Below are 12486 nucleotides of genomic sequence, written 5' to 3'. Positions count from 1 at the left end.
ATACAGGAGCCGCCTTGTAACCTCTCCGTCGCCAAATTAGCCAGCTCATCTTGCCGTTGGTATCTCCGATTTCGAAGGGGTATGCATGTAGTCTGACCTAGATATTTAGCAAACGGCTGACAATATATTAAACCTTAGTTTATCTGTCAATAGTATTCGATTCTTCTCTTGACAATTACATAGTGCAATTCGAATAAATAATCGTGTGTGTGGCTTGCTCTTGTAATTATTCTTAATTGCCAATTATCGTTCTGATCCCGGTTTCTATCACTGAAAAGCTGCTTTTCTGACAAATATCCATTGGGGAAGTATTGTCTATATTCAACGATGTTTTTTAGTGAATCATAATCAAAAGATTCACTATCCATAATTTCGCCTTTTACACCGTAAGTTTTACGACTCTTTTTCAATCCATTTTCGCCATATGTAATAAGGGTCTTTGAACCGATAACCTCATCATCCACAAAGTTGTCTATCTCTGTGCAAAACCCCTTGTCATCGTTTTTGAATGTTTGACGCGGAGGGCCTGCCATTGAATTTTCTCGTCGAATTTCGATTAACGAACCAAGGCTATCATACCGAAAAGTTATTCCGCCTATCAGGTCCCCATCCGAATCATGTTTTTTTCCTGTTATTGTGTTATCTGAATTATTTCGATAGTCAATTTTGTAAGAAATGATCTTATTACCCGGACGTGTTTCTTTGGTCAGGTTGCCTTTCTGATCGAATTCCAGTATAGTTATGAAGGGTGCGCGTGAAGTGTCTGTTTCACTATCTCTATCAGTGTACAAAAAAACGTTAACTTTCTTTACCTTTCCTTTTAAATCATTTTCTGTTAAAAATGCGCCTTGTTTTTGTGCGTTAGAAAAAAGCGCCAGGCAAAGTAATACTGCTGAAAGAAAAAAAGGTTTCATGGTTTAGGTTATGCAAATTTAAATTACAATCGTTCCGTCGCCAAATTAGCCAGCTCACTCCGCTCCCCTTTTTGCAAAGTGATATGCGCATACAACGGGTGCCCTTTAGCCTTGTCTATTAAATACGACAGCCCGTTACTTTCAGCGTCCAGGTACGGTGTATCTATCTGGTAAATATCGCCGGTAAATACAAACTTGCTGTTCTCCCCCGCCCTTGATATGATGGTCTTGACCTCGTGCGGGGTAAGGTTCTGCGCTTCATCCACAATAAAAAATATTTTGGCCAGGGTACGCCCGCGAATAAAAGCCAGCGGTGTGATAGAAATTTTGTCGTTGGTTACCAGTTCATCTATCTTGGCCTGCATCTTCTCATCATCGCTGAACTGGTCCTTGATAAATTTCAGGTTATCCCATATCGGCGCCATGTAGGGGTCTATCTTGGATTTCACATCACCCGGCAAAAAGCCGATATCCTTATTGCTTAACGGAACTATCGGGCGTGTTACGTATATCTGCCGGTAATATTTCCGTTGTTCCAACGCACAGGCAAGCGCAAGCAGGGTTTTACCTGTACCGGCATTACCTTGTATGGTAACCAGCTTAATATCCGGGTGCAAAAGGGCATGGATGGCAAAAGCCTGTTCCTGGTTTCTCGGGTGAATATTAAATACTGGCTGACCGGTTACTTTCTCCAATCCACCCGTTTGATTATTATGAAAGGCCGTAACCGATTGCTTTTTGCCATGCAGGCTATAGAAGTGATTGTTTTTATCTGGTAATAGTTCTCCCAGTTCTTCGCCCGGTATAAAACCCATTTTATTCAGCTGAACAATGGTTTTATCCGTTATTTTGGTCAGGATGGTTTCACCGGTATAAAGGTCCTCCAGGTTTTTGATCTTGCCGGTTTCGTAATCCTCGGCGTTCAGGTTCAGCGATTTGGCTTTCAGCCGGAGGCAAATATCTTTGGATACCAGGATAACCTTCTTTTCAGGGTATTCTTCCTGCAAGCCAAGCGCGGCATTTAATATCCGGTGGTCTATTTTATCGCTCCCAAAAACTTCTTCAGCATTTACTGAGGTCGTTTTAACATCCATCACCACCTTAAAGCTGCCCTTATCTTTTCCTTTAAGCGGCACCCATTTGTTCAGCAGGTTTTTTTTGGAAACGATATCCATCAGCCGGATAAAGCTGCGGGCCTCGAAATTGCGGGTATCGTTGCCGCTTTTCATATTATCCAATTCCTCCAACACCTGGATGGGCAGCGCTACATCATGCTCCTGGAAGTTTTCAAAGGCATTATGGTCATACAAAATGACCGAAGTATCCAATACAAAAATTTTTTCTCTCCCGTTAGCTGACATAGAAGGCTAAATTAGGGAAAAGCCCCCACTAAATCTCCCCCGGGAGGAGAGACTTTTTAATTTTTTTAACGCCCTCCCTCCCGTGGCGGATTTAGGAGGGGCTAAAAAACGAAAACGGAAGCGTACTCTTGCGAATATCTTCCGTTTTCTGACTCTTGCACAACCGTAGTTGTTCAAAAGCATCAAGTTTTGTGTAGTTGACCGATCCTTTACTTTCGTCGTCCTTGCGGATCCCGATTTCTTTTTTCTTCTGCGTCCGTCTTCGCGTTACTCCGTAAAATACCGCGATCGTGTTGCAGTGCTTGTGTCTGGCTTCGCATCGTTGTCGGCGGCTTGCGCCGTTTCGGTCCTGTGTGTTGTCAGCAGCTTGCGCTGTTTCGGTTTCTTTGTGTTGTCAGCGGTTTGCACCGTTTCGGTTTCTTATAGGTCTCAGCAGCTTGCGCTGTTTCGTTCCTGCTATGCTTTTGTAGTATCACTCAGATTCCGGTGACTCTCGCCATCGTGGTCTTTGTGTTACCGAGGTGACTTTCTGTGATCTTTAGCTCTTCCGAAGATTCGCCCGATTCACTTTCTGTTTCCCTGCCAAGCTGTCAAAGTACGTCGTTCTTGATGTTATCTAAGGTAGTGTATGAAGTAACCCGTGTCAAGTTTTTTTTGTCATTTTTATAAACAGTTTCTTAACACGAAACAGGCTCTTTGTTAACAACAATTTAGTGCTGATTGATAGCTGATTGCCGTAAAAATAAACGCGTTTTTAATACCTTCCCAACATCCGGCCTATCCACAAAAATCCGAAAAAACCGTCATCACCCACATCGAAAAAATGCGCAAAACGAATAAAACTTCAAATTTTCTCTGTTAAATGCTTCCAGTATCGCTTGGGAATATGGCGCAAATGCAGCCTCGTATTTTTGCGCGATGAGATGTTCGAACTGTTAAAATAGTTTTTCCAAAGGTGCTGGTACAAGTGTTCATCCTCAAAATAAACCGATGCCTGTTTGCCTTTATCGTTCGCGGTTGAAAAATCAAGCTCCACATATTCAACTTCGTGCAGGTCATAATAGATACCGTATTTTCTTTTCAGATCATAAATGATCCACTTCTGATCGGCATACCTGTTTTTAAAATGTTTAATGAGCAGCGGCAATACATTGTAATCAGGCTCAACGGCCGCGTAAAAAATATCGTCCTTCAGTTTCTGGAAACGAACAAAGGCCTCCATCCTATGCCTCTCGCGCCTCACCTGGTGAACAATTTCTGACACGCGCAGCACATAACGGTTACCGTAATCCTCCTCAACATTATATGGGCTATCAAAAGCGTGCCGGATATAACCTACTATAATTTCGTCGCAGGTTTTGGTTTCAGCCAGGTACGCCGCATATAATTGCTGTATCCCGTTGGATGATACCTTCTTTTTCAACCCATTTAAAACGCGGTCGTATTTGCCCGTATCGCTAATAACCTGTACCACATCTTCAAACAGCGCCGTATTGCGCCACTCGCCTTTAAATAATTTGATATGCTGCAGCTTACGCTCGTATATTTCAAATACGGCGGTCAGCAGTCCATCAAAGGTTCCATCGTAAACCAGCGTTGTCATATCAAAAAAGACTTAATTGGTCTTGTTTATTCTTCAGGTATTTGCTTTGCGACTCGGCTAAAATAAATTGTTTGATCGCTGTGCCAGCCAGGTCCTTCTTTTCAAATACACTGCTGTTACAGGTGATAAAATATTTTGCGCGATTTAGGGCCACGCCCAAAGCTTTCAAATTCTCCCAATTCAGTTTCCTGAACTGCCTCGCACTGACGATCTTGTGGGCCGACTGCACACCAATACCCGGAATACGTAAGATAAGCCGCAGATCCGCTTTATTAATATCCACGGGAAATACCTGTAAATTGCGTATAGCCCAGGCCAGTTTAGGGTCGATGTCCAGTTCAAGGGATGGATTATCGTTATTGACGATCTCATGCACCTTAAACCCATAAAAACGCATTAGCCAGTCGGCCTGGTAAAGCCGGTTCTCACGAACCATCGGCACAGCCGTATTTAAACCCGGCAAGCGGTTATCTGCCAGCACAGGTACGTACCCCGAATAATAAACCCGCTTCAGACTGAAATTTTTATAAAAGTAATTCGCCGAATTCAAAACCTCCAGGTCATTCTCCTTTGTCGCACCGACAATCATTTGTGTGCTTTGCCCTGCCGGCGCGAAAATGGGTGCCTTTTTAAATAATTTCTTTTCTTCGGTACGCTGGATGATCTCCTTTTTTAAATAGTTCATTGGTTTGATCATATCCTGCCGGTTCTTGTCGGGCGCCAAAAGCTTTAAGCCTGATTCCGTTGGCATTTCCAAGTTGATACTTAGTCGGTCGGCATACAAGCCTGCTTCCTGCATTAACTCGTCACTGGCACCGGGAATGGATTTTAGGTGGATATAGCCATTGAATTTATGTTCCGTTCGCAGTTTTTTAGCAATCCGCACCAGGCGTTCCATGGTGTAGTCGGCATCCTTAAATATACCCGAGCTTAGGAACAGGCCCTCGATGTAATTCCGCCGGTAAAAATTGACAGTGAGATCTACAACCTCCTGCACCGTAAAAGCCGCGCGCTTTATATCATTACTTTTCCGCGAAACGCAATAGGCGCAATCATAAATGCAATGGTTGGTAAGCAGTATCTTTAACAGGGAAACACAGCGCCCATCCTCGGTGTAGCTGTGGCATATACCATTACTGGCATTGCCTAATCCCTTGTTCTCATTTTTCCGTTTACTGCCGCTTGATGCACATGATACATCGTATTTGGCGGCATCGGCCAGTATATTTAATTTCTCCGTTATCCTGTCTGCATCCATAAAACAAATTTACTAATATTTTTAGCAATTTGTTTTATTTCGTACAACCGGGAGTGGTATTTTATTTGACAGGCTGATGTTGCCTGATTTTGATGATCACCCGTTTTGATACCGGTGTATTGCTCCCTTTAGCCACATCATCGATAGGCACAAGCACATTGGTCTCAGGAAAGTAAGTTGCTGTGTTACGTTCCGGGATATTATAAGGTACGATGACGAATAGTCGGGCCACCCGCTCCCGACCATTGTGCGTATTATAAAGGTCGACCTTATCCTCTGCCTTAAAACCTGCCTTTTCAATATCCTTAGGATTCATGAATATTACCCGGCGTTCATTATGAATGCCCCGGTACCTGTCTTCCAATCCGTATATAGTGGTATTGAACTGGTCGTGGCTGCGAATACTGGCCATCATGTATTCATCGGCAGCCAGTTTATGGTTTGGTAATTTGACGACCGAAAATGCTGCCTTATCCCCATATTTCTCTGTTTTGAATTTACGTTCGCGCGGGGCATTAGGCAGGTAAAACCCGCCAGGTTCGCGTATTCGTTTATTATAATCCTCACAACCCGGAATCACTTTTTCTATCAGGTCGCGAATATGGTCATAGTTCGTTGCATATTTATCCCAGTCCACTTTAGTTTTCTTGCCTAAAGTAGCCAACGCCATGCGGCAAACAATCTGCGTTTCACTTAAAAATTGGTCAGATACCGGTTTTAATACCCCTTTGGACGACTGTATAACACCCATCGAGTTCTCGCAGCTGACGATCTGTTCCACACCATTTATAATATCCTTATCGCTGCGCGCATAACAAGGCAGTATCAGCGCTTCTTTACCATGCACCAAATGACTGCGGTTAAGCTTGGTTGATACATGAACGGTCATATCCAGTTTTCGCATGCCTTCGGCCGTGTAATTGGTGTCCGGCGTAGCCGAAATAAAGTTGCCACCCATGGCGAAAAAGAATTTCAGTTTTCCAGCATGCATCGCCTTGATCGAATCAACCGTATCCAGGCCATTTTCTTTCGGCGGATCAAAACCGAAAACTTCCTTCAGCTTTTTCCGGGGACTATCTTTCAGCTTTTCCCATATCAGCATCGTGCGGTTACCCTGTACATTGCTATGGCCGCGCACAGGGCAAAGGCCCGCGCCGGGTTTGCCGATACTGCCTTTCAGCAACACCAGGTTAGTTATTTCTTTGATAGTGTCCACACCGTTCTCGTGCTGTGTTATACCCATGGCCCAGCAAATAATGATGCGGTTCTTATAACGCAGCATTTCAGCCGCCTCCTGCACCTGCTCAACGGGTACGCCTGCCAGTTTGCACAATTCGGGCACATCCTGCTTATCAATATCTTTCAGCAGGTCATCGTAGCCAACAGTGTATTCCTTAATAAATTCCTGGTCGAACACCTTGCCGGGATTTTGCTTTTCCGCATCAAGCAGCAACTTCTCAACAGCCTTAAACAGCGCCATATCACCGTTGATATTCACCTGCAGGTACAAGTCGGCCAGCTTAACACCCATCCCCAGAAACCCTTTTACTTTCTGTGGATCTTTAAACGCCGTCAGACCTGCCTCATGCAGTGGGTTTATGGCGATGATCTTCGAGCCGTTCTTCTTAGCTTTTTCCAAAGCCGTCAGCATACGCGGATGGTTGGTGCCCGGGTTTTGACCCATGATAATGATGACATCAGTATCATAAAAATCGTTCAGCGTAACCGTGCCCTTGCCTATGCCGATAACTTCCGTCAATGCTGTTCCGCTTGATTCATGGCACATATTGGAGCAATCGGGCATGTTATTGGTGCCAAACTCCCGCACAAACAATTGGTACATGAATGACGCCTCGTTACTCGTACGGCCCGAGGTATAAAAGGCCGCTTCATCCGGCATTTCGAGACTGTTCAGTTTGTCCGCTATTTTTTTAAAGGCATCATCCCAACTGATAGGTTGATAATGTGTAGCACCGGCCGGCAAATAAACCGGCTGCGCAATACGTCCCTTCTTTCCTATCTCATAGTCATTCAATTTTGCCAGGTCTGCAACCGAATTTTGAGCAAAAAATTCAGCCGTTAGCTTTTTGGTGGTAGCTTCTTCAGCTAACGCCTTCGCGCCGTTCTCGCAATATTCAGCAAGTTGCGAACGGTCGTCATCCGGGTCGGGCCAGGCACAACTCGAGCAATCAAAGCCGCCCTTCTGGTTCATTTTTAATGAGGCGCCCAAACCCCGCAACAATCCTGTTTCGTGCACCAGGTCCTTAAATGCTTCATAAACTGCAGGCACGCCTGCCGCCCAATCTTTGGGTTCGGTTACCTTCAGATCAAGCAGTTCTTCTGGATTCTCTTCCGATGGCTGTCCTTCCTTCACTTTAGTCATTTCACTTTCTCTGTTAATGGGTTCGGATAATTATCGCTTTGGTCTTCAGCAACGTTGTCTAAACAGGTGAAATCTTTTTCAACCAGCAAAAACAGCCTTCCCTGTTCATTTTCAAAGCCCACTTCATCCGTATTGGCCAACCTGTCTATCATCGTATGCGGTACAAATAAGGTGATCCTGTTTTCATGAAACGTTGCACCCAGGTCATAATCGGGTGTGGTTTGCAGGGCATAGACCAGGGTTTGGTGGCCAAACTCCGTACGTTCTTCCAAACGGCCATCTTTCATAATCGTATTGACATCGGTTTTGGTTAACCGGTACCGCAGCGAATTTCCTTTAATACGAATCTTCATACTTTGATAATAATATTCTTTGTGGCTGGGTATAAATATTAAAACGCTTCCCGCGCAGGAAACCAACCAGCGTTATTTTAAATTCTTCGGCCAGCTGCACTGCCAAACTTGACGGCGCACCCACTGCTGCAATAATATTGATGCCTGCCATGGCAGCTTTTTGCACCAATTCAAAACTGGCCCGCCCGCTTAGTAACAATATATGATGGCTAAGCGGTAACAATCGTCCATTCAATGCAGCGCCTATGAGTTTATCCAAAGCGTTATGCCGGCCCACATCCTCCCTCACCAAAATCAACTCGCCTTCCTTATCAAATAACGCCGAAGCATGTAACCCGCCGGTATCGGCAAATACTTCCTGGTGTTTCTGCAGAATGGCAGGCAGTAAGTAAAGCATATCGGCGCTAACCTGGTTTTCGATATCCCGGCTGTCATAAGCGCTTACCGTGCGAATGGCATTGATAGACCCTTTGCCACAAACCCCGCAACTGGATGTGGTATAAAAATTTCGTTCTGCAGTATCCAGTTTTGGGGCAATGCCCGGCCTCAATTCAACCTGTATCACATTCTCCTTGTTTTCGGCGCAGGCTATAAAGCAATGTTCGGCCGAAAGTATGTCATCCGGCTGCTTGACAATGCCTTCGGTGAACAGGAAGCCTACAGCCAGTTCTGCATCGTTACCCGGCGTACGCATGGTTACCGATACATTTTTTATCCGCCGGTTATCTGCAGGGCCATGCCCAAGCCTTATCTCCAAAGGTTCTTCCATAGCAAGCGAATCCAACGAATGATCTGCTTCCTCGTCATGCACTTTGACGATGGACAATTGTATACTCGAATCTGGAGGCATAGCGGCTCTAAATAGGTTTGACTAAGTTAACCATTTATTAAGAAACGCAGTATCCGTGGGAAAGTTTGACCAGCTTTCGAGTTCCGTTTTAAGGGCTTTTATCGGTTGATTTCCTATATTTAGGCGTCAGCGGCACCCTCAATACATTGCAGACATTAAATGACAAACAATAAAACGAGCGGACAAATAACATAAACACTTAACCAAAAATAGAATGAGAAATTTAATTTTTTTTATGCACACTTCACTCGACGGCTTTGTAGCTGGGCCTAACGGCGAAATGAACTGGATAAAAGTAGATGAGGAGATATTTGACTTTGTTGGCACGATGACGGACAACGCCGACACCGCACTTTACGGACGGGTAACTTATGAAATGATGCAAAGCTATTGGCCAACAGCTGGTGATGATCCCAACGCATCAAAACACGACAAAGAACATTCGGCCTGGTATAACAAAGTTGCAAAAATTGTTTTGTCAAAGACAATGAGCGACGAGGGACTTGATAACACCACAGTTATTAGCGACCAACTTGCAGACAACATCAACAAGATAAAAAAACAGAACGGGGAGAACATTTTGATCTTTGGAAGTCCGGGAGCATCCCATTCATTACTGGGTCAGGGTTTAATAGACGAGTTTTGGTTATTTGTCGTTCCGGTTTTACTTGGAGAAGGAATTCCGCTATTTAAAAATGTGAAGGAAACGACTGAACTGAAACTTATAGAATCGAAAACATCCTCCTGTGGAGTAATTGCACTTCACTACGAAACAAAATCAAATTAGGCGCAATAAAAAAGAGGGAGCCTTTTTTTGAAACTCCCTCTTTATATGGTAACGCCGGATTTCAACCTGGCGCTATTGACAACAATTAGATCACTTTCGTATCATAAAGCACCTGGTTCATGTTACGAACTGCATCGGCGCTTTTGTTAAACTCTGCCTGTTCGGCATCGCTCAGTTTAAAGTCAACGATTTTTTCCCAGCCGCTTTTACCGATAACAACCGGCACCACCAGCGAAATATCTTTCTGGCCGTATTCGCCATCCAGGGCAACACCACAGCTGATGAGCTTTTTCTCATCGCGGACGATGCTTTCAACCATCGACATCGTGCCTGCACCCGGCGCATACCAGGCCGAAGTACCTATCAGTTTGGTCAATGTAGCTCCGCCAACCATAGTCGCTGCAACAATTTTATCCTGCTGCTCCTGGCTTAACAATTGCGTTACCGGGATGCTGTTCCAGGTTGCGTGTTTGATCAACGGGATCATGGTAGTATCACCGTGACCGCCAATAACGACAGCGTTCAAATCGGCCGGCGAGCAGCCCAGTTCCTGGCTCAGGTAATATTTAAAGCGTGATGAATCCAGTGCGCCACCCATACCAAGGATACGGTTCTTTGGTAAGCCAGAAGTTTTCAGCGTCAGGTAATTCATGGTATCCATCGGATTGGATACTACGATAATAATAGTGTTGGGCGAATATTTTAAAATACTTTCGGTAACGCTTTTTACGATACCGGCGTTGGTGCCTATCAGTTCCTCGCGCGTCATACCGGGTTTACGCGGCAAGCCCGATGTGATCACAACAACTTCCGAGTCGGCAGTAGCAGCATAATCATTCGTAACGCCTTTTACTTTGGTATCAAAACCAAGTATGGCCGATGTTTGCATAATGTCGATCGCTTTGCCTTCGGCAAAACCTTCGCGGATATCTAACAGGATAAGTTCTTCGGCTAATTCTTTTCTTGCGATGTTATCTGCGCAAGTAGCGCCCACAGCCCCGGCGCCAACGACTGTTATTTTCATAATGACATATTAATTTATAGAAGAGGACATATATTTAAGAGCCGGAAAGATACTCCGGTCAAAAATTCCACGCAATTTTAAGAAATTTTTATAACTGAGATCGATTTAATTGAAAATATAACAATAAGGTTATCAAGTGTTACTTTTTGCAATATTGATGATTTCACCACTCAAAATAACCAGATTTTTGCCAATTTTATAAATCGCGTTAAAAAACCGGGCATTAGTAACACAATTAAATAGATTTACCTAATGATTATCCTTTTTTTTTAACAATTCCACAAAGTGAAATACGGCCTTAACTGAAAATTGCCACTTTTTTACAAATTTTTATTCATTTGGACAGTGATTATCCACATAATTGAAAAAAATTCTAATTTTTTCTAACAATTATGATGAAATTTGTAAAAAATATTTACATTCGCCTTTGATAATTGAATACTGATTATAAAACTGACATTTGAATCCCAATCCAAAAAAAACAAACTAAACAATGGCAAAATTAGAGTACATCTGGCTTGATGGCTACAAACCAACTCAAAGCCTCCGTAGTAAAACAAAGATCGAAGGTGATTTCAGCGGCAAATTAGAAGATTGCCCAAACTGGAGCTTTGATGGTTCTTCAACCGAACAAGCGCCAGGAGGTTCATCTGATTGTATCTTGAAACCCGTTTTTATTTGTCCTGATCCACAGCGTAAAGACGCTTATTTGGTAATGTGCGAAGTACTTGACTCAAAAGGCCAGCCTCATGAATCAAATGGCCGCGCCCACATTGAGGATGATGATAATGATTTTTGGTTCGGTTTTGAGCAGGAGTATTTCCTGTGGGACCCTGAAACCAATAAACCGCTTGGCTTCCCCGCCGGTGGCTACCCTGGCCCGCAGGGCCCTTACTATTGCTCTGTAGGTGCAAATAATGCTTACGGCCGCGAAATTGTTGAAGAGCACCTGGATGTTTGCCTGGAAGCAGGTCTGAACGTTGAAGGCATCAACGCCGAGGTTGCAGCAGGACAGTGGGAATTCCAGATATTTGCTAAAGGCGCCAAAGAAGCCGGCGACCAAATATGGGTTGCACGTTACTTGTTAGAAAGAATTGGCGAGAGCTACGGCGTTTCTATCAACTGGCATTGCAAACCATTGGGTCAGCTTGACTGGAATGGTTCGGGCATGCATGCTAACTTCTCAAATACAACCTTGAGAACTGCAGGCAGTGAAGACGTATACAAAAAAATATTGGAAGCTTTCCGCCCGGTAGTAGCAGAACACATTGCCGTTTACGGTGCTGATAACGATCAGCGTTTGACCGGCAAGCACGAAACTGCTTCTATCCATGACTACAGCTATGGCGTATCCGACCGCGGCGCTTCTATCCGCATACCTTTATACACGGTACAAAAAGGATGGAAAGGTTACCTGGAAGATCGTCGCCCTAACTCAGCCGCCGATCCGTACAAGGTTGCTGCACGTATCATCAAAACTGTTAAATCAGCAGGAGTTTAATCAAACCCTAATTAATCTATACCGGCCCTGTGGATATATTTCCGCAGGGCTTTTTTAATTGAAATCTACTCCTCTTTGGTAAAATAGTACCTGAATACCTCTGTATTAGTATTCGGTACAAACTCGACCGCCGATGTAACAAGTTTCCAGTTATCTTCATAATATGGCTTTAACAGTTTCATCAGCATACGCTCATAAGCAGCAGGCTCGTCTCTTAATTTCACGTGTAAATTCAAGTCAACTAACTTTTGTACCTGGGCGGTGTCGTCCCGCGTTATGAACATATTATTGATCCCACGACCGATCCTGAATGCAACATGCTCGTCAACTATGGTCACAGTCATGTGCCTGGTCTTGTTTTTTTGTTGGGCCGTTGCTGTGCAGCAGGCAGCTAAAGCCAAAAAGATGATGATAAGTTTTTTCATGGTAGGTTAATTTTAAGCAGTTAAATA

General features: G+C 44.1%; 11 protein-coding genes. 2 read left to right on the top strand and 9 right to left on the bottom strand.

Going from position 1 to position 12486, the window contains the following annotated elements; all coding sequences use genetic code 11:
* Window positions 1–146: 146 nt before the first annotated feature.
* The 7 genes from VL525_RS21290 to fdhD form a co-directional block, all read right to left on the bottom strand.
* A complete protein-coding gene (locus VL525_RS21290; RefSeq protein ID WP_325389501.1) occupies window positions 147–914 on the bottom strand; it encodes a hypothetical protein in 768 nt (255 codons plus the stop codon).
* A gap of 23 nt (window positions 915–937) precedes the next feature.
* Window positions 938–2275: a PhoH family protein gene (locus VL525_RS21285; RefSeq protein ID WP_325389499.1), complete on the bottom strand. Its 1338-nt coding sequence runs from the start codon at window positions 2273–2275 to the stop codon at window positions 938–940.
* Window positions 2276–3119: 844 nt separating this feature from the next.
* Window positions 3120–3878, bottom strand: a complete 759-nt coding sequence (locus VL525_RS21280) for a TIGR03915 family putative DNA repair protein (RefSeq protein WP_325389497.1) — start codon at window positions 3876–3878, stop codon at window positions 3120–3122.
* A gap of 1 nt (window position 3879) precedes the next feature.
* Window positions 3880–5136: a putative DNA modification/repair radical SAM protein gene (locus tag VL525_RS21275; RefSeq protein ID WP_325389495.1), complete on the bottom strand. Its 1257-nt coding sequence runs from the start codon at window positions 5134–5136 to the stop codon at window positions 3880–3882.
* A 61-nt stretch (window positions 5137–5197) separates the two neighbouring features.
* Complete coding sequence (locus tag VL525_RS21270; RefSeq protein WP_325389493.1) at window positions 5198–7519, bottom strand: FdhF/YdeP family oxidoreductase; 2322 nt, start codon at window positions 7517–7519, stop codon at window positions 5198–5200.
* The gene (locus VL525_RS21265; RefSeq protein WP_325389491.1) at window positions 7516–7872 is read right to left on the bottom strand and encodes a DUF7009 family protein; all 357 of its coding nucleotides are present in this window, start codon (window positions 7870–7872) and stop codon (window positions 7516–7518) included. The genes VL525_RS21270 and VL525_RS21265 overlap by 4 nt, the downstream gene beginning before the upstream one ends.
* A complete protein-coding gene (gene fdhD / locus VL525_RS21260) occupies window positions 7856–8722 on the bottom strand; it encodes a formate dehydrogenase accessory sulfurtransferase FdhD (protein WP_325389489.1) in 867 nt (288 codons plus the stop codon). The genes VL525_RS21265 and fdhD overlap by 17 nt, the downstream gene beginning before the upstream one ends.
* Window positions 8723–8957: 235 nt before the next feature.
* Here fdhD and VL525_RS21255 point away from each other — a divergent pair, with 235 nt between their 5' ends.
* Entirely contained in the window at window positions 8958–9509 is a 552-nt protein-coding gene (locus VL525_RS21255; RefSeq protein WP_325389487.1) for a dihydrofolate reductase family protein, read from the top strand.
* 85 nt (window positions 9510–9594) lie between these two features.
* Here the strand turns inward: VL525_RS21255 and mdh are convergent, their stop codons facing one another.
* The gene (mdh, locus tag VL525_RS21250) at window positions 9595–10533 is read right to left on the bottom strand and encodes a malate dehydrogenase (protein WP_325389485.1); all 939 of its coding nucleotides are present in this window, start codon (window positions 10531–10533) and stop codon (window positions 9595–9597) included.
* Between the two features lie 493 nt (window positions 10534–11026).
* On the opposite strand from mdh, the gene VL525_RS21245 reads away from it, so the two are divergent.
* Window positions 11027–12034 carry a glutamine synthetase beta-grasp domain-containing protein gene (locus VL525_RS21245; protein ID WP_325389483.1) on the top strand — a complete coding sequence of 336 codons (1008 nt, stop codon included), beginning with the start codon at window positions 11027–11029 and terminating at the stop codon, window positions 12032–12034.
* A 65-nt stretch (window positions 12035–12099) separates the two neighbouring features.
* On the opposite strand, the gene VL525_RS21240 is transcribed toward VL525_RS21245, so the two are convergent.
* A complete protein-coding gene (locus VL525_RS21240) occupies window positions 12100–12459 on the bottom strand; it encodes a hypothetical protein (RefSeq protein ID WP_325389481.1) in 360 nt (119 codons plus the stop codon).
* Window positions 12460–12486 lie beyond the last annotated feature (27 nt).

Origin of the sequence: Mucilaginibacter sp., from assembly GCF_035492695.1 — a bacterium.
Taxonomy (GTDB): Bacteria; Bacteroidota; Bacteroidia; order Sphingobacteriales; family Sphingobacteriaceae; genus Mucilaginibacter.
This window is presented reverse-complemented; position numbering and strand designations above follow the sequence as displayed.